Consider the following 16,223-nt stretch of genomic DNA (forward strand, 5'->3'; position numbering starts at 1 on the left):
GGAGCGGTGCGAAAGTTCAGTTGCGGACGGTCATGCAGGAGATCTCGGCGCGCTTCAGGGTGCGGCAGACGGCTTCGGCCTGGTCCCGGTCGAGCCCGGCGAAGCGGGCGCGGTAGAGCTTGCGATTATCTTTCGCGACGACCGGCTCGGTGAACGGATCGGCCTTGCTGAGCAGGCCGCGAGCCGAGCTGCGCGCCGCGTCGATGCGCTGCTGGGCTTCGTTCTCGCTCTCGAGCGCGCCGACCTGAACGATCCAGCCGCTGTGGGTAGCAACCGGCTTCGTGGTGGCGCTCATCTGGATCGGCTGCAGCGCCGGGTCGGCTGATGCGAGCTTCGCAGCAGCCGGGGCGGGTGCGGCGGCGGTGGCGGCCGGCAAGACGCCGAGGGTGCCGTTGCCGGTGCCGAAGCCCGCCGGCTGCCGCGGCAGCTCGGCACGGGTGATCTCGGCCCTCGGAGCTTCCGGTTGGCTGGCCTCGGGCTTGTTGATGAGGTCTGCGCGGGCGACGACGGCACCGGAGGTTTCGGCGACTTCGGAGCGGGATGCGATCGTGCTCGTGACCTGCGGTGCGATCTGAGCCGGGGCGGCGGAGGCGACCTTCACCGCGCCGGCCTTGACCTGGACGGTCTTGACCCGGACCGGCTTCATCGGTTCGGACGAACCGGGGATGATCGAGAGCGGCTGGCTCGAGATCACGCCATTGGTGAGCGGCGCAGGCTCGATCTTGGATTCTATCGGCCGAACTTCAGGCCTATTGGCTTCAGATCTGGGCTGAGCCGACGGCACCGCGGCAGCCGCAGCCGCAAGCGTCGAAAGGCGCGCGGCGAGACGCGACGGGGCTGCTTCGGGAGCAGGGGCAGCCGACGCCTGGACCTGCGGAGCGGAACGGGCCGGGGTGTCCGATGTATCGGCGACTTCGGCAGCGGCGTCGGAGCCGTTGCGTTCGGTGACCGCGGCGACGGTGTGGGCGGTCGCGGCCTTATCGAGGTTCTCCGCGAGCAGGTTACGCATGATGGCGTCGCGCGAGCCGCCGCTACGGCCGCCCAGCACCACGCCGATCAGGTGGCGGTTGCCGCGGCGCATCGAGGTCACGAGATTGAAGCCGGAGGCGCGAGTATAGCCGGTCTTGATGCCGTCCACGCCCTCGACATTCCCGAGCAGATGATTGTGGTTCCGGATCGACTGTCCGCGCCAGTTGAACGTCGAGGTCGCGAAATAGCGATAGTAGCGCGGGAAGCGCTCCTGGATGGCGCGGCCGAGCGTGGCCTGGTCGCGCGCGGTCGTGACCTGCTCGTCGTTGGGAAGACCGTTGGCGTTCCGGTAAACCGTCCTGGACATGCCGAGCGAACGCGCCTTGCGCGTCATCATCTGGGCGAAGTCGTCCTCGTCGCCGCCAATTGCTTCCGCGATCACAACGGCTGCGTCGTTGGCGGAGCGGGTGACGAGACCTTTGATCGCGTCCTCGACGCGAATGGTCTGGCCGGCACGCAGGTTCAGCTTGGTGGGATCCTGATCGGCGGCGTGCTGCGACACCGGCATCTCGGTGTCGAGCTTCATCTTCCCGGACTCGAGGCGCTCGAACAGCAGATAGAGCGTCATGATCTTGGTCAGCGAGGCCGGATGGCGGATCCCGTCGGGACTCGTGGCCTGAAGCACGGAGCCGGAGTTGCCGTCGACGATGATCGACGCGAATTTCGGGCTGGAACTCTCGGACACATCGCGCTGCACGCGGTGTTGCGCGTAGTGACGCCGGTGGCGCCGCGCCTCGGCAGCATCGGTGGTGAAGATGACTGCACTCGTGACCGCAAGAAGCCCAAAAACGCCAACCCGCGCCAAGCGCGAGGAAGACAAGTTTTTACGAAGCATGAAACCCCGTCCCCGTTTGTGACTTGATCACCGGCTCGTGAGGCGAAATTGTGCCCAAGGGACCCGGGATCATTACCTGCTCAGGCTGTCCTCCGCAGATGTTCGCCGCGGGGGACGTTGGACCTGAGCCGCTGTTCTGGCTAAGGTGATGTTCTCCAACGGCTTTTGGCCGCTTGTGGAAGTTGAACACGTCCAGGGAATCAAGGTAGGGGGCCGCGGTTTCCAAAAGCTTAAGGAACCATTGCGGGAAACCCCGGGAATCTTGGCAAATTTTGTGCGACGCACAAAATTCTTGACTTTTTTGTGCGTTGCACTAATCGTGAGCAGAGTCAGGGAGCCGGGGCTTCCGACAGGCTAGGGAAAAGGATTCCGAATGTTCAAGGTTGAAGACTTTCAGGGCTACGGGAAAGAGCACTTCGAGCAGTACGTCGCCTCCGCGACGTCGATGCAGCACGGCCTTCAGGCGATCGCCAGCGCTTATGGCGACTACACCAAGAAGTCGTTCGAAGACACCAAGTCCTTCGTCGAGAAGCTTTCCGGCGTGAAGTCGCTGGACAAGGCCGTCGAAGCGCAGACCGAATTCGCCCGTTCCGCCTACGAGTCCTTCGTCGCGGAATCGCAGAAGATCGCCGGCCTTTACAGCGACCTCGCCAAGCAGGCGTTCAAGCCGGTCGAGACCATCGTGTCGAAGTTCACCCCGGCCGCCAGCTAACGTTTCCTGACGTCCTGGAATCAAAGGCCCGGCTGCAGTAGCCGGGCTTTTTTTGTTTGTCTCGAAGTGTAGGTCTCAGCGCGCCATCGCAGCTTCCACAGCGTGCCGGTTTCCTTGAACATCGAGACGTCTGATCTGCCTTCGTCATCAGATAGAACTTGTCGGTGCGGCTCGCGCAATACTGCAGCACGCGGGAGGTCGGGTCGCTCCGGTGTTCACCTGCACCGTATGGATCCTGATGTTCGCCGCCTTGGCGTTATCGCACAGCTTCTTCTGCCGCGCGTCGATCTGCGAGGCGTGACGATCCCCGGAAATCTGTGCCTTTGCCCGTTTTCGCGTCACGCCATTGAGGGTAAATTGGTCCGTAGATAACCGGAGATAGCCCGCGCGAAACCGCCGCAGCCGCGTTGCTGGCCGGGTTCCTGGTGAACATCTTCTAAACCGGCGGGGCGGAAGCTTTTGTCAAATCAGTCCGGATTGATTAACCTTGGTGAGGATCGCCCGGACCGGGAATCGGGACCGCCATGGCCGCATCGGCCGAACTGCCGCACGCTTGCGGCGAGCCGGGGGCAGGCCCATATTCGGTGAGGCCGATCCGGTTTGGACCGGACCGGCTGGAAGCGGCGATCCAAAAAGGCGGTGCGCCTGTGCGAAGCTCCGAAGGCCGGGGCTGCGCGGCGAACCGTCATACGCTTCCGTGGGGAATTTGAACGCCTGAGCCATGCCGCAACTGTCTTCCAGACCAGATCCCTCCGCGGCCGCCGCCGCCCACGCTGCCCTGATGAGCAACGACGAGAACCGTTCCGGCGGTCCTTCCGCGCCAAACACGTCCGTCATCACCAAGGTCAAGCCGAAGACCAAACGGCCGAACCTGTACCGTGTGCTGATCCTGAACGACGATTACACGCCGATGGAATTCGTCGTTCATGTGCTGGAGAAATTCTTCCAGAAGGACGCCGAGGCCGCAACCAAGATCATGCTGCACGTTCATCATCACGGGATCGGGGAGTGCGGCGTGTTCACCTACGAGATCGCCGAGACCAAGGTGACGCAGGTGATGGATTTCGCTCGCAAGCACCAGCATCCGCTGCAATGCGTGATGGAAAAGAAGTAAGACACGTTACGGCGCATTCGAAGCCGGTTCTTGTGCATGTCGCAGTGTGATTGCCGCGTGATGTCTGCGCGCGATGTTCGTTGCAGAGGGCAAAACTACGGAATTTCGGACCGGTGCTGATCGTGCCCAAACCGGAACGGGTTTTGCATCAAAAAATACCGTAGCTGTGCAGCCGCCTGAGTCGCGGAACCGGTCTTTCGCCGCGATCTTGTATAACTATATGTGACAAAGGTTGTTGTTGCCTGACCGGGCGATGGCGATCATGATGGTGGGGGCCATAGAGGACGCGAATGCCGACTTTTTCCCAAAGCCTTGAACAATCCCTGCATCGTGCACTGGCGATCGCAAACGAGCGTCATCACCAATACGCGACGCTCGAGCATCTTTTGCTCTCCCTGATCGACGACTCCGATGCAGCCGCCGTCATGCGCGCCTGTAGCGTCGACCTCGACAAGCTCCGTACGAGCCTCGTCAATTATCTTGAGACCGAATTCGAGAACCTGGTGACGGACGGCGCCGATGACGCCAAGCCGACCGCAGGCTTCCAGCGCGTGATCCAGCGCGCGGTGATCCACGTGCAGTCGTCCGGTCGCGAAGAGGTGACCGGCGCCAACGTGCTGATCGCGATCTTTGCCGAGCGCGAGAGTCATGCCGCGTATTTCCTGCAGGAGCAGGACATGACGCGCTACGACGCCGTCAATTATATCAGCCACGGCATTGCCAAGCGGCCGGGCGTCTCCGAGGCGCGGCCGGTGCGCGGTGTCGACGAGGAGACCGAGACCAAGGGCAGCGAGGACGCCAAGAAGAAGGGCGAGGCGCTCGAGACCTATTGCGTCAACCTCAACAAGAAGGCGCGCGACGGCAAGATCGATCCGGTGATCGGACGCAATTCCGAGATCAACCGCGCGATCCAGGTGCTGTGTCGCCGGCAGAAGAACAATCCGCTGTTCGTGGGCGAGGCCGGCGTCGGCAAGACCGCGATCGCGGAGGGCCTGGCCAAGCGCATCGTCGACAGCGAGGTGCCGGAGGTGCTGGCGGCTGCGACCGTGTTCTCGCTCGACATGGGCACGCTGCTCGCCGGTACGCGCTATCGCGGCGACTTCGAGGAACGCCTGAAGCAGGTGCTGAAAGAGCTCGAGGCGCATCCCAACGCCATCCTGTTCATCGACGAGATCCACACCGTGATCGGTGCGGGCGCGACCTCGGGCGGTGCGATGGATGCCTCGAATCTGCTCAAGCCTGCGCTGGCTTCCGGCACCATCCGCTGCATGGGCTCGACCACCTACAAGGAATACCGCCAGCACTTCGAGAAGGACCGCGCGCTGGTGCGGCGCTTCCAGAAGATCGACGTCAACGAGCCGACGGTCGAGGACGCGATCGCGATCCTCAAGGGCCTCAAGCCGTACTTCGAAGACTACCATCGGCTGAAATACACCAATGAGGCGATCGAGGCTGCGGTGCAGCTCTCTTCGCGCTACATCCACGACCGCAAGCTGCCGGACAAGGCGATCGACGTGATCGACGAATCCGGCGCGGCGCAGATGCTGGTCGCCGAGAACAAGCGCAAGAAGACCATCGGCATCAAGGAGATCGAGACCACGATCGCCTCGATGGCGCGGATCCCGCCGAAGAGCGTGTCGAAGGACGATGCCGAGGTGCTCAAGCATCTTGAGCAGACCCTGAAGCGCACGGTGTTCGGTCAGGACAAGGCGATCGAGTCGCTCGCCGCTTCGATCAAGCTGGCGCGTGCCGGCCTGCGCGAGCCGGAGAAGCCGATCGGCTGCTATCTGTTCTCGGGTCCGACCGGCGTCGGCAAGACCGAGGTCGCGAAACAGCTCGCGGCGTCGCTCGGCGTCGAGCTGTTGCGCTTCGACATGTCCGAATACATGGAGCGGCACACCGTGTCGCGCCTGATCGGCGCGCCTCCCGGCTATGTCGGTTTCGATCAGGGCGGCCTGCTCACCGACGGTGTCGACCAGCATCCGCATTGCGTGGTGCTGCTCGACGAGATCGAGAAGGCGCATCCCGATCTCTACAACGTGCTGCTCCAGATCATGGATCACGGCCGGCTCACCGACCACAACGGCAAGCAGGTCAACTTCCGCAACGTGATCCTGATCATGACCACGAACGCGGGCGCGTCCGATCTCGCCAAGCAGGCGTTCGGCTTCACGCGCTCGAAGCGGGAAGGCGACGACCACGAGGCGATCAACCGGCAGTTCGCGCCGGAATTCCGCAACCGTCTCGATGCCGTCGTGTCGTTCGGCCATCTCAGCGTTGAGGTGATCGGTACGGTGGTCGAGAAGTTCGTGCTTCAGCTCGAAGCGCAACTCGGCGATCGCGATGTCACCATCGAGCTGTCCGATCCCGCCAAGACCTGGCTGGTGAAGCATGGTTACGACGAGCAGATGGGCGCACGTCCCATGGCTCGCGTGATCCAGGAGCACATCAAGAAGCCGCTGGCCGACGAGGTGCTGTTCGGCAAGCTCAAGGGTGGCGGCCATGTCCGCGTCGTTCTGGTCAAGGACGAGGCCGACGAGACCAAGGACAAGATCGGCTTCGAGTTCGTCGAGGGTCCGGTCACGCCGAAGCAGGAGAAGCTCCCGGGTGCCCGCAAGCGCCCGCCGGGCAAGTCCAAGCCCGGTGGCCCCGGCGGCTCGAAGGGGCCGACCAAGAGCCCGCTGGTCAAGGCTTGATCTGCGCGCGATGAATTGAAAAGGCCGGCTGAGAAGCCGGCCTTTCTCGTTGGCAGCCAAATATAAGCAAGAAGATCCGGTATGACCAACACGCCTTCTGCAAACTCGTCGTCAGCTTCCTCGATCCCCGCCGACGATCCCGGCCGCGCCCTGACGGTCGCCGATCCCGACGGCGCTGACGTGCCGCATATCTCTGTGGCCGGCGGCACCTACACGGTTCTGGTGTCGGGCGCGCAGACCGCAGGACGCTATTGCCTGGTCGACATGCTGGTGCCCGCCGGCGGCGGGCCCCGCCGCACCGCCACGACTTCGAGGAGATGTTCACGCTGCTCGAAGGCGAACTTGAATTCACCTTTCGCGGTAAGTCCCATACCGTAAGTGCGGGGTCGACCGTCAACGTCCCGGCCAACGCGCCGCACGCGTTCAAGAACGTGTCCGGCAAGACGGCCCGTATGCTCTGCATGTGCGCGCCAGCGGGACAGGACGAATTCTTCCTGGCGGTTGGCTTTCCCGTCGAAGGCCGCACATCGCCACCGCCGAAGCCGACCCCGGAAGAGATGGCCGAGAAAGGCAAGCTGATCGCAGCACTGCTGCCGAAATATCGCACCGAGATGGTGAAGATGTGAGGCGCGGCGGACGCAGCCGAAATCGGCCTTCCCAAATGGTCGCGCGCTATTCGCCGCGCAGGCGCTGGTCGTCCTGCACGCGAACATGCTCGGCGCCGCGCGCACCCGCGGACGACAGCCGCAACATGCTCAGCGCTGCGCCGCAGAGCGCGAAGCCGACGCCGGTCAGCAACGCGATCCTGGTTCCCTCGATCGGATAGCGGCCGAGGAAGAGTGCCACCAGCGCTGCGCCGGTGGTCTGCCCAAGCAGCCGCGCCGTCCCCAGCATGCCGCTGGCGCCGCCGGCACGCTCGCGCGGGGCGGCCGCGATCATGGTGCGGTTATTGGGGGTCTGGAACAGGCCGAAGCCGGCGCCGGCCAGCGCCATCCGCCAGACCACGTCGAGCGGCGTGGGCGCAGCCGGCAGCAAGGCGAGCGCAGCGAGGCCGCAGGCGAACAGCGTAAGGCCGATGCCGCCGAGCAGGCCGGCCGGATAATGCTCCACCAGGCGGCCGGCGAGGGGGGCTGCGAACGCCACCGCGATCGGCCACGGCGTGATCAAGAGGCCCATATGCACCGCCGAATAGCCGAAGCGGCTCTGGAGATAGAAGGGGATCGCGACGAAGGCCAGCATCTGCCCGCAGAACGAGGCGATCGAAGTCGCAATCGACAATGCGAACACGGGGATGCGCAACAGGTCGATCGGCAGCAGCGGCGAGGCCATGTGGGTCTCGCGGTAGATCAGCAGCGCGCCGGCGACGAGCGCGATGGCGAACTGCACGAGGCAGGTGATCGCGGCTTCGCCATGACCGACGCTATCGACGGCCGCGATGCCGACGCCGAAGGTGATCGCGGACAGCCCCGCGCTCTGCCAGTCGAAGGAATGGCTCGCAGGCCTGGTGTGCGGCAGGCTGCGCAGGCCCAGCACCAATGTCACCACGCCGAGCGGAACGTTGATGGCGAACAGCCAGGGCCAGCTGCCGAACGCCAGGATACCGGCGGCGAGCGTCGGGCCGACCGCGGCTGAGAAGGCGACGACGAGAGCGTTGAGCCCGATGCCGCGGCCGAGCTGGCTGCGTGGGTAAGTGAAACGCACCAGCGCTGCGTTGACGCTCATGATGCCGGCCGCGCCGAACCCCTGCACGATGCGTGCAATCGTGAGGAGCGGCAGCGTGTGCGCCAGCGCGCAGAGTGCGCAGGCAAATGTGAACAGCACCAGGCCGACCAGATAGACGCGGCGATAGCCGACGATCTCGCCGAGCGAAGCCAGCGGCAGCAGCGAGATCGTGATCGCGAGCTGGTAGCCGTTGACGATCCAGATCGAGAACGCCGGGCTGGCGTCGAGGTCGGCCGCGATCGTCGGCAGCGCGACGTTGGCGATGGCGCTGTCGACCACTGCCATGATAATGCCGAGCGCAATGGTCAGGACCGCCTGGCCACGCTGCGGCTGCGGCAGGCCGTCGGCGTGCTCCATGGAGGCTGGCAACATGATGGCGGCGTGCTTGATTCGAGCCGTGGTTCGTCTCCGGATTAGGAAATTGCGAGATGCATCGCAACCCGGCAGGATACGGGCGGTTCCTGCGCCGGGAGCGGGTCTCCCGGCAGCGCGGGCATGGGTCGGCATGGCCTCGCGGCTCACCAGCGGGAGGTCGACTTCCCGAACACATAGAGCGCGCCGAGCCCAACCGTCACCGCGGTCGAGACGATCAGGATGGTGCGCTCCCAATCGATCCGCTCCGCTCGGCGCGGTTGAGATTGAGAGCGGTGAACAGGGCCTTCATGGCAAATCGGCGCATCGGCTGCCTCGCGTGAGCGCACGATGCCACTGTCGGCGCGGGCCGGCTTGATGCAGCTCAAGCCGGACTGCGCCGGCGTGCCGGTCTCTACACCGCCGGCGGATTGCGGTCGGTGAAAGTTGTGCGCTGGTGCCAGTAAGGATAGGGCAGCGTCACCTTGCTCGCCGCATCGAGCTTGGCGATCTGGTCCTTGGTCAATGACCAGCCGACCGCGCCGAGATTTTCGCGCAGCTGCGTCTCGTTGCGCGCGCCGATGATCAGCGTCGAGACGGTCGGACGCTGCAGCAGCCAGTTCAGCGCGATCTGCGAGACGCTCTTGCCCGTTTCCCTGGCGACCTCGTCGATCGCATCGACGACGCGATAGACGTGCTCGTCCGGCACGGGCGGGCCGAACTCGGCCGTCTTGGGCAAGCGGCTTACGTCAGGCTTTGGCTGGCCGCGGCGGATCTTTCCGGTGAGGCGTCCCCATCCGAGCGGCGACCAGACCACCGCGCCGAGGCCCTGGTCGAGGCCGAGCGGCATCAGCTCCCATTCGTAGTCGCGCCCGATCAGTGAATAATAGGTCTGGTTGGCGACGTAACGCGGGAAGCCATGCTTGTCGGCAACGCCAAGCGATTTCATCAGGTGCCAGCCCGAAAAGTTCGACACGCCCACGTAGCGGATCTTGCCGGCGCGCACGAGCACATCGAGAGTCGCGAGCACCTCTTCAGGCGGGGTGAAGGCGTCGAAGCCGTGAAGCTGGAACAGGTCGATGTAATCGGTGCCGAGCCGGCTCAGCGAAGCGTCGATGGCTGTAAGCAGATGCTGCCGCGACGACCCGATGTCGTTGGGGCCGTCGCCGAAGCGGAACGTCGCCTTGGTCGAAACCAAAACCTTGTCGCGGCGGCCCTTGATGGCTTCGCCGAGAACGCGCTCGGACTCGCCGAGCGAATAGACGTTCGCGGTGTCGAACATCGACACGCCGGCATCGAGGCAGATATCCAGAAGGCGCCGGGCTTCGGTCGCGTCGGTGGTGCCCCACGCAGCGAGGCGGCCCACGCCGCCGAAGGTGCCGGTCCCAAGACTCAAGGCGGGCACCATGAGGCCCGAGCGGCCCAAGCGTCGGTATTCCATCGATTTGCTCCTCGGCTGGCCGCTGATTGATCCCCGCGACCTCTGTGCCGGATCGTAATGCAAGGCTGCGCCGTGTCCTACCTCGCGCTCACATACCGGCCTTGCTTGGAAACGGCCTAGTCGTGCAGACGCATGTCATCGAATGCCGCGTCAGTCACGCGCGGGCTGGCCGTCGTCGCCGGAAGCGGAGCCGCGCCCCTCGTTACTGGTGATTGAAGGCAGGTGGCCTCGCTCTCGCGCGCCGGCCGCGGCAGGAGCGTCAGGCTCCAGCCCACCGCAACAAGCACCGCGAGCCGGATCGCGATCACGCCGAGCAAGACTTCCGATCCGCTTATCGTGGCGTTGGTTCTCATGTGCAGAGCCTGATCCCGGCTGCAGCACCTGACAATCTGGAATTCACGAGCACGGCCTTCGCCTGAAGCGAAGGCTCGGGCCATTGGCTGCCCGGACGTCAATGCCGCGACTGGCTCTGCCGGAAGTCGCGCGGTGACATCCCGAAATGCTCGCGGAAGACGCGGCCGAAATGCGAGAGGTCGTTGAAGCCCCAGGCGAAGGCGATCTCGCTGATGTGGCGGTGAGCGAGCACGGGGGAGGCGAGGTCGCGCCTGCATTGAGCGAGGCGCTCACCGAGGACGTAGCGCTGGAACGAGGTGTCCTCGTCAGCCAGGAGATCGTTGACATAGCGGGACGAGATGCCGAGCGCCGCTGCGGTCTCGGACAGCGAGAGGTCGGGATCGGCAAGATGAGCCCGGATATGCGCCTTCAATCGGTAGAGCAGGGCGGAGCGATGCGTCGAGGACGGCAGCGGCGTCTTGCCCAGCCGCTCGCCCAGCGCCATCGCCAGGACATCGACGGCCTGTTCCGACAGAGCGGCGGCGTGGTGCAGATCGATCTGATCCGCGCTCTGGCAGAGCCGGTAGATGAAATCGTAGGCGATCCTCTGCAGTGGCGAGTCCGGCCCGAAAGAGGTGGCAGTAAGAGTTTCGGTCGCGCCGAGCCGGCGCTGCAGCATCTCGCGCGGCACCTTGAAGATGGTCTGCGTGAAGATGCCGTCGAATTTCAGCTCGTAGGGACGGGTGGTGTCATAGAGCGCAAACTCTCCCGGACTGACCACGGCCTCGCGGCCGTCCTGCACCACGCCGCCGGCGCCGCGATTGCCGAGCGCGATCAGGATGAAGTCCTGATCCGAGCGCGCGATGCGCGACGGCGTGCGCAACACGTGTTGACGGTCGGAGCAGACCTCGGAGCATTCCGCCTTGCCCAGTGGCGCCCGGGTGACCGTGCCGCGAAAGGCGCTGCCAAGATCGGACCTGCAGTCGAGCCCGACGAAGACGTCGCAAACGATTTCCTGCCAGAGCGCAAGCCGGCGGTGGCCTGGGCTGTCGTCCGTGGTGAACTGGATTGGCATCTGCAGAGCCTCCCTTTCACATCCCGCAAAATCGCGTGTCGGCGCTGGTCCCGACTGACGAAGGCAAATCCCGTACCGGGTCGGTGAATCCCGTCCGGTCGAGTTTTTGTTCCGCCGCGGTCGAGCGCCCGCCGCCCGGCTTGGTCAAATAGACTGCATCGGACCTGGCTTCCGATCAACCGGCAAGGGAGGCGGGAATGGGCATCGAACATCCGAAATACAAGGTCGCGGTGGTGCAGGCGGCGCCCGCCTGGCTCGATCTCGACGCCTCGATCGACAAGTCAATCGCCCTGATCAGGGACGCCGCCGAGAAGGGCGCCAAGCTGATCGCTTTTCCGGAAGCCTTCATCCCCGGCTACCCCTGGCACATCTGGATGGATTCGCCGGCCTGGGCGATCGGTCGTGGCTTCGTGCAACGCTATTTCGACAATTCGCTGTCCTATGACAGTCTGCAGGCCGAGCGGCTGCGCGACGCCGTGCGCAAGGCCAAGCTCACTGCCGTGCTCGGTCTGTCCGAGCGCGACGGCGGCAGTCTCTATCTGGCGCAATGGCTGATCGGGCCCGATGGCGAGACCATCGCAAAGCGCCGCAAGTTGCGGCCGACCCATGCCGAGCGCACGGTCTATGGCGAGGGCGACGGCAGCGATCTCGCCGTGCACGCGCGGTCCGACATCGGCCGCATCGGCGCCCTGTGCTGCTGGGAGCATCTCCAGCCGCTGTCGAAATACGCCATGTATGCCCAGAATGAGCAGGTCCATGTCGCGGCCTGGCCGAGCTTTTCGCTCTACGATCCTTTCGCGCCGGCGCTCGGCGCCGAGGTGAACAACGCCGCCTCGCGCGTCTATGCGGTCGAGGGCTCCTGTTTCGTGCTCGCGCCTTGCGCGACGGTCTCGCAAGCCATGATCGACGAGCTCTGTGATCGGCCGGACAAGCACGCGCTGCTGCATGCCGGCGGCGGCTTCGCTGCGATCTACGGCCCCGATGGCAGCCAGATCGGCGATAAGCTCGCGCCGGACCAGGAGGGCCTCTTGATCGCCGAGATCGATCTTGGCGCCATCGGCGTCGCCAAGAACGCCGCTGATCCAGCCGGGCACTATTCGCGCCCCGACGTGACCCGGCTCCTGCTCAACAAGAAGCGATACCAGCGCGTCGAGCAGTTTGCGCTGCCGGTCGACACCGTCGAGCCCACGGACATTGCCGCGGCGGCGAGCTGATCGCCGCAATCGAGGGAGGCACGATCATGGAATCCGCAATTCCTCTGCATCTCGAGACGCCGCGCACGCGCCACAAGCGCGTGCCGGACGATTACCAGCCGCCATACCCGTCCTTCGTGGCGCGCTATAAGCCTTCCGTGAACCGGGTCGTGATGGCCTATTTCGGCCTTCAGTATCGCGGCACGGCGGCAGCTGCTGCAACGGACGCTCTCGCCGAAATCGCGGCGCGGTTTGCCGCGGAAGGCGGTCCTTCGCATTGGGACCGGGCGCAATATGTTGATCAGGCAGGCTACGAGAACGTCGTCTCGGTGGCCTATTGGGACGACATTGCGCGGTTCGACAAATGGTTTGCATCGGCGCGCGAGGCCTGGACCGGAGCGCAGCCCGAGGGCATCGGCACGTTCATCGAGGTGCTGCGCCCCACGGTGGCGCGGCACGAGACGCTGTTTTCCTCGCTCGGCCGGCCCGAGGGCGTCGCCGCAATCTCCGGCGGCATGAGCGGCGAGGTGCAGGAGCACGCCTATTGGGGCGGCATGCGCGACCGCATCCCGCTGTCACAGACCGGCCCGATGTCGCCGGGCGGCAATCCCGAGCTGATCCGCGACGGCGCGCGGCTGCGCGTGAAGGCGCACGACAATCTCTGTCTGATCCGATCAGGCCAGGATTGGAGCGATACCGAGACCTCTGAACGAAAGCTCTATCTCGACGACGTCGAACCGGTGTTGCGCGAGGGCATGGATTTCTTGCGCGATGACGGCCTTGGCATCGGCTGTTACGCCAACCGTTACATGCGCGTGCTTGCAGCCGGCGGGGACGCGAGTGAAAAGTCCTACGGTCAAAGCTGGTGGAAGAGCCTGGCGGCGCTGGAGCGGTGGGCGGAATCGCATCCGTCCCACGTCAGGATATTCGGCGCCGCGATGAAGTACCTGTCGACGCTCGGCCCCTCGGCAAAACTGCGGCTCTACCACGAGGTCACCGTGGCTGCTGCCGACGAGCAGTTCTTCGAGTACCTGAACTGTCACGCCAAGACCGGCATGCTGGCGGCGGTGGAGACCGTCGCCGCTTGATAGAGTTAGATCACGCAATGGCCGAGCAGCTCGGGATGCGCGGCGCAGATGTGATGCGCGCCGGCGTCCCGCAGCTCGGTCTCGCTGCCGTAGCCATAGAGCACGCCGATCGCGGTCATGCCGTTGGTGCGGGCGCCGACCACGTCATGGCTGCGGTCGCCGATCATGATCGCGCTGGCGGGATCGACCCTGGCTTCGTCGAGCGCGTAGCGCAGCAGGTCGCGCTTGTCGACGCGCGTGCCGTCGAGTTCGGAGCCGAACACCCGCTCGAAATACGGTTTGAGGCCAAAATGCTCGACGATACGGGTGGCGTAGACCGCGGGCTTGCTGGTCGCCACGAACATGCGCGGTGTTGTCGCGGCAAGCGTTGTCAGCGTGTCCACGATACCGGCATAGGCTTCGTTCTCGAACAGGCCGACGTCGCTGAAGCGCTCGCGATAGAGCAGCAGCGCCCGGTCGGCGAGTTCCGCGCTGCCCGTGAGCTTTTGCAGGCTGGCATGCAGCGGCGGCCCGATGCACCAGGTCAGCTCGTCCTCGCTCGGAACCGCAACGTTGAGCCGCTCCAGGGCGTACTGGATCGAGCGCGTGATCCCGGGCTTCGGGTCGGTCAGCGTGCCGTCGAGATCGAAATAAATGGTCACCATATTGTCGCGCCTGTGTTGATACCGCCGCCTATTGCCAGACCTAAACGAGGCCGGGGGCCAAGGCAAACGCGCAACCATTGTCACGCCGAAAATCGCCTTCCCGATACCGCGTATCCCTTAAAGCTCGCTATTCGCGGGAGGGAAGCGTAGAGTCGCGCCATCACCGCCTTTCCATTGGCATCGACCGGTGACTGAGGGTCACCAGCGCTCCCGCCGACTGAGCAGGAGCGTGCATGACTCGATTTCGTCTGGTCGACTGGATCCGCCGGAGAGCGCTTCTCGTCGCATTGATGCTTGGCACATTGATACTTGGCACACTGTCGCAAGGCGCTGTCGCGGCAGGACCGGACTGCCGGGCGATCGAAAGCACGAGCGGACGTCTCGCCTGCTACGATGCTGCGTTTCCTCCGAAGGAAAAAAAGCCCGCTGCTGCGGAAGGCGATGGGTCCCGTGCTGCCTACAAGGACCCGTTCGTGGCGGAAGAGGCCAGAACCGCGGCGAAGCTGAAGAACATCTGCCGCGGCTGTTGAGGGTTGCTCGTTCGCCGCGCTCGTCGATCAACGAGTCCGGACGAGGGATCGAGACGATTTTTTCAGGAGAGGCCGGATGAGCGAGCGACTTGAAACCCTGAAGAAGGCCCGTGAGCGCATGATCGAGGACAGGGACGCGCATGCGAAAGTGCTGGCCGCCCCCTTTGTGCGCGACACGGCCGAGCGAGCGCGCAACAAGTTTATCGAGATCCAGGCGCTGATTGATGCCCTCGACCGCGCCATCCGGGGCGAAATCCCGGTTGCGGTCAAAAACTAAGGCGGTAGGCAGCGAGACCAGCGGAGCGCCGCTACCGCTCCCTCATTGCTGTCTCGCCCATTCGACGATGGCGGTCGCCTCCGCGCCTGCCCGGGTTTCCCAGGCGGTGATCGCGCCCGTTGCTGCCTTCCGCAGCTCCGTGACAAGGGACGCAGGCGCCGGCTCGGCGATATGGACGCCATTGTCGCGCATGCGCGCATAGTTCTCGATGGTGCGGTGGCTCAATAGCGCCAGCTGGCTCTGCTCAGTCTCGGCCGCCGCCGCCAGCACCTCGCGCTGCATCGGTTCGGACAGTTCGGCAAAGGCGTCGCTGCGGACGAAGGCGATCGAGATTGGCATCGCGTAGTTGATGGCCGTGAAATGCGGCAGGAAGTCCCACAATTTGCGTCCCGCGCCGCCGTCGCCGGAGGTGAGGAAGGCATTCAGCCGGTGTTCCCTCAGTCCGGCGAGCGCCGCATCCATCGGCAGGAATTGCGCGTTCGCGCCGGCTGCGCGCATGACCTCGGTGGAATTGGCATCGTAGGTTCGCAGGTTCAGTTTCGGCAGGTCGTCAGCACCGTCGAGCGACTGCTCCGACCAGAGGCCCGTGGCCGGCCAGATCGTCACATAGAGCAGCTTGAGGCCGCGCGCAGCCAGCGCCTTCTCATAGAGCGGTCGCGCCCGCAGATTGGTGGCCCGGGCGAGATCCACCGATTGCACGAGAAAAGGCAGGGTGGACAATCCGAGCACAGGGTCGAGGCCCGAGAGCGCGCCCGCGAAGGCATCGCCGCCCGCGATCCGGCCGTCCAGCGCCGCGCGCGGCATCTCGCCCGAGTTGATCTTGAGCTGGTTGTCGAAGGCGTTAGTCACGGTCACGAAGCCGTGGGTACGGTCGGAGACGCGGCTGGCGAAAGTCGCCAGCCCAATCCCGGAGATGTTATTCTCAGGGTATTCCGTGGTCATCCGCCAATTGACTTGAGACGCGACTTGAGACGTCACCTGCGCGGCGGCTGGCGCGACGCTCAGGATGAGCGCGGCGAGGACAAGGATCGCGCGGATCCGGTTGGCGGGGTAACGCATTGGGAGAAGCAGGTCAGGCAGCATAATATTGGCGACCCGTCGAACCATGGCACGATGCCACAACATTGTTGATCACACTGTCGCATGCCGCGCCGAGGCGCGCTACCGCCGTGCCTGCGCGCGA

At 64.7% G+C, this 16,223-nt stretch carries 17 protein-coding genes; 9 read left to right on the plus strand and 8 right to left on the minus strand.

From position 1 onward, the window contains the following. Window positions 1–16 precede the first annotated feature (16 nt). On the minus strand, window positions 17–1,864 hold the full coding sequence (locus tag IVA93_RS16215) for a D-alanyl-D-alanine carboxypeptidase (protein ID WP_026232897.1): 1,848 nt from the start codon (window positions 1,862–1,864) through the stop codon (window positions 17–19). Between the two features lie 373 nt (window positions 1,865–2,237). Here IVA93_RS16215 and phaP point away from each other — a divergent pair, with 373 nt between their 5' ends. The 5 genes from phaP (at window position 2,238) to IVA93_RS16240 (ending at window position 7,012) form a co-directional block, all read left to right on the plus strand. Beyond that, a complete protein-coding gene (gene phaP / locus IVA93_RS16220; RefSeq protein ID WP_007603238.1) occupies window positions 2,238–2,576 on the plus strand; it encodes a phasin family protein in 339 nt (112 codons plus the stop codon). Window positions 2,577–3,357: 781 nt separating this feature from the next. Next, window positions 3,358–3,690: an ATP-dependent Clp protease adapter ClpS gene (gene clpS, locus IVA93_RS16225; protein ID WP_018455182.1), complete on the plus strand. Its 333-nt coding sequence runs from the start codon at window positions 3,358–3,360 to the stop codon at window positions 3,688–3,690. A gap of 290 nt (window positions 3,691–3,980) precedes the next feature. Beyond that, on the plus strand, window positions 3,981–6,386 hold the full coding sequence (clpA, locus tag IVA93_RS16230; RefSeq protein WP_018455181.1) for an ATP-dependent Clp protease ATP-binding subunit ClpA: 2,406 nt from the start codon (window positions 3,981–3,983) through the stop codon (window positions 6,384–6,386). A gap of 81 nt (window positions 6,387–6,467) precedes the next feature. Next, the gene (locus tag IVA93_RS16235) at window positions 6,468–6,764 is read left to right on the plus strand and encodes a hypothetical protein (RefSeq protein WP_245288412.1); all 297 of its coding nucleotides are present in this window, start codon (window positions 6,468–6,470) and stop codon (window positions 6,762–6,764) included. After that, window positions 6,704–7,012 (plus strand): cupin domain-containing protein, encoded by a 309-nt coding sequence (locus IVA93_RS16240; protein ID WP_018455180.1) that lies wholly within the window; start codon window positions 6,704–6,706, stop codon window positions 7,010–7,012. The genes IVA93_RS16235 and IVA93_RS16240 overlap by 61 nt, the downstream gene beginning before the upstream one ends. Before the next feature lie 46 nt (window positions 7,013–7,058). Here IVA93_RS16240 and IVA93_RS16245 read toward each other — a convergent pair whose 3' ends face one another. From IVA93_RS16245 to IVA93_RS16265, 5 genes are all read right to left on the minus strand, one after another. Continuing rightward, window positions 7,059–8,480, minus strand: a complete 1,422-nt coding sequence (locus tag IVA93_RS16245) for an MFS transporter (RefSeq protein WP_247789871.1) — start codon at window positions 8,478–8,480, stop codon at window positions 7,059–7,061. Window positions 8,481–8,626: 146 nt separating this feature from the next. Further along, a complete protein-coding gene (locus IVA93_RS16250) occupies window positions 8,627–8,848 on the minus strand; it encodes a hypothetical protein (RefSeq protein ID WP_162496372.1) in 222 nt (73 codons plus the stop codon). Window positions 8,849–8,874: 26 nt separating this feature from the next. After that, window positions 8,875–9,900, minus strand: coding sequence for an aldo/keto reductase (locus tag IVA93_RS16255; protein ID WP_085351373.1), 1,026 nt, complete (start codon window positions 9,898–9,900; stop codon window positions 8,875–8,877). A gap of 116 nt (window positions 9,901–10,016) precedes the next feature. Continuing rightward, window positions 10,017–10,253, minus strand: coding sequence for a hypothetical protein (locus IVA93_RS16260; RefSeq protein ID WP_085384439.1), 237 nt, complete (start codon window positions 10,251–10,253; stop codon window positions 10,017–10,019). 98 nt (window positions 10,254–10,351) lie between these two features. Continuing rightward, window positions 10,352–11,308, minus strand: a complete 957-nt coding sequence (locus tag IVA93_RS16265) for an AraC-like ligand-binding domain-containing protein (protein WP_018455176.1) — start codon at window positions 11,306–11,308, stop codon at window positions 10,352–10,354. Between the two features lie 197 nt (window positions 11,309–11,505). Here IVA93_RS16265 and IVA93_RS16270 point away from each other — a divergent pair, with 197 nt between their 5' ends. Beyond that, entirely contained in the window at window positions 11,506–12,522 is a 1,017-nt protein-coding gene (locus tag IVA93_RS16270; protein WP_018455175.1) for a carbon-nitrogen hydrolase family protein, read from the plus strand. Between the two features lie 26 nt (window positions 12,523–12,548). Then, window positions 12,549–13,589 carry a phenylacetaldoxime dehydratase family protein gene (locus IVA93_RS16275; protein ID WP_085384438.1) on the plus strand — a complete coding sequence of 347 codons (1,041 nt, stop codon included), beginning with the start codon at window positions 12,549–12,551 and terminating at the stop codon, window positions 13,587–13,589. 5 nt (window positions 13,590–13,594) lie between these two features. On the opposite strand, the gene IVA93_RS16280 is transcribed toward IVA93_RS16275, so the two are convergent. Next, window positions 13,595–14,233 carry an HAD family hydrolase gene (locus IVA93_RS16280; RefSeq protein ID WP_085351376.1) on the minus strand — a complete coding sequence of 213 codons (639 nt, stop codon included), beginning with the start codon at window positions 14,231–14,233 and terminating at the stop codon, window positions 13,595–13,597. A 233-nt stretch (window positions 14,234–14,466) separates the two neighbouring features. Between IVA93_RS16280 and IVA93_RS16285 the strand changes: the two genes are divergently transcribed. Then, complete coding sequence (locus IVA93_RS16285; protein ID WP_085351377.1) at window positions 14,467–14,763, plus strand: hypothetical protein; 297 nt, start codon at window positions 14,467–14,469, stop codon at window positions 14,761–14,763. Between the two features lie 76 nt (window positions 14,764–14,839). Next, a complete protein-coding gene (locus tag IVA93_RS16290; protein WP_018455171.1) occupies window positions 14,840–15,040 on the plus strand; it encodes a hypothetical protein in 201 nt (66 codons plus the stop codon). A gap of 42 nt (window positions 15,041–15,082) precedes the next feature. Here the strand turns inward: IVA93_RS16290 and IVA93_RS16295 are convergent, their stop codons facing one another. After that, complete coding sequence (locus IVA93_RS16295; protein ID WP_204513945.1) at window positions 15,083–16,123, minus strand: TRAP transporter substrate-binding protein; 1,041 nt, start codon at window positions 16,121–16,123, stop codon at window positions 15,083–15,085. Window positions 16,124–16,223: the final 100 nt, after the last annotated feature.

It is taken from the genome of Bradyrhizobium sp. 155 (assembly GCF_023101105.1).
Classification (GTDB): Bacteria; Pseudomonadota; Alphaproteobacteria; order Rhizobiales; family Xanthobacteraceae; genus Bradyrhizobium; species Bradyrhizobium canariense_D.

What these genes read in the sequence shown, in the direction of transcription:
- IVA93_RS16295 (WP_204513945.1), bottom strand. Translation starts at nt 16,123, where the DNA reads ATGCTGCCTGACCTGCTTCTCCCAATGCGTTACCCCGCCAACCGGATC.
- IVA93_RS16245 (WP_247789871.1), bottom strand. Translation starts at nt 8,480, where the DNA reads ATGTTGCCAGCCTCCATGGAGCACGCCGACGGCCTGCCGCAGCCGCAG.
- IVA93_RS16260 (WP_085384439.1), bottom strand. Translation starts at nt 10,253, where the DNA reads ATGAGAACCAACGCCACGATAAGCGGATCGGAAGTCTTGCTCGGCGTG.
- IVA93_RS16280 (WP_085351376.1), bottom strand. Translation starts at nt 14,233, where the DNA reads ATGGTGACCATTTATTTCGATCTCGACGGCACGCTGACCGACCCGAAG.
- IVA93_RS16285 (WP_085351377.1), top strand. Translation starts at nt 14,467, where the DNA reads ATGACTCGATTTCGTCTGGTCGACTGGATCCGCCGGAGAGCGCTTCTC.
- IVA93_RS16290 (WP_018455171.1), top strand. Translation starts at nt 14,840, where the DNA reads ATGAGCGAGCGACTTGAAACCCTGAAGAAGGCCCGTGAGCGCATGATC.
- IVA93_RS16235 (WP_245288412.1), top strand. Translation starts at nt 6,468, where the DNA reads ATGACCAACACGCCTTCTGCAAACTCGTCGTCAGCTTCCTCGATCCCC.
- clpS (WP_018455182.1), top strand. Translation starts at nt 3,358, where the DNA reads ATGAGCAACGACGAGAACCGTTCCGGCGGTCCTTCCGCGCCAAACACG.
- phaP (WP_007603238.1), top strand. Translation starts at nt 2,238, where the DNA reads ATGTTCAAGGTTGAAGACTTTCAGGGCTACGGGAAAGAGCACTTCGAG.
- IVA93_RS16265 (WP_018455176.1), bottom strand. Translation starts at nt 11,308, where the DNA reads ATGCCAATCCAGTTCACCACGGACGACAGCCCAGGCCACCGCCGGCTT.
- IVA93_RS16240 (WP_018455180.1), top strand. Translation starts at nt 6,704, where the DNA reads ATGTTCACGCTGCTCGAAGGCGAACTTGAATTCACCTTTCGCGGTAAG.
- IVA93_RS16255 (WP_085351373.1), bottom strand. Translation starts at nt 9,900, where the DNA reads ATGGAATACCGACGCTTGGGCCGCTCGGGCCTCATGGTGCCCGCCTTG.
- IVA93_RS16215 (WP_026232897.1), bottom strand. Translation starts at nt 1,864, where the DNA reads ATGCTTCGTAAAAACTTGTCTTCCTCGCGCTTGGCGCGGGTTGGCGTT.
- IVA93_RS16270 (WP_018455175.1), top strand. Translation starts at nt 11,506, where the DNA reads ATGGGCATCGAACATCCGAAATACAAGGTCGCGGTGGTGCAGGCGGCG.
- IVA93_RS16275 (WP_085384438.1), top strand. Translation starts at nt 12,549, where the DNA reads ATGGAATCCGCAATTCCTCTGCATCTCGAGACGCCGCGCACGCGCCAC.
- clpA (WP_018455181.1), top strand. Translation starts at nt 3,981, where the DNA reads ATGCCGACTTTTTCCCAAAGCCTTGAACAATCCCTGCATCGTGCACTG.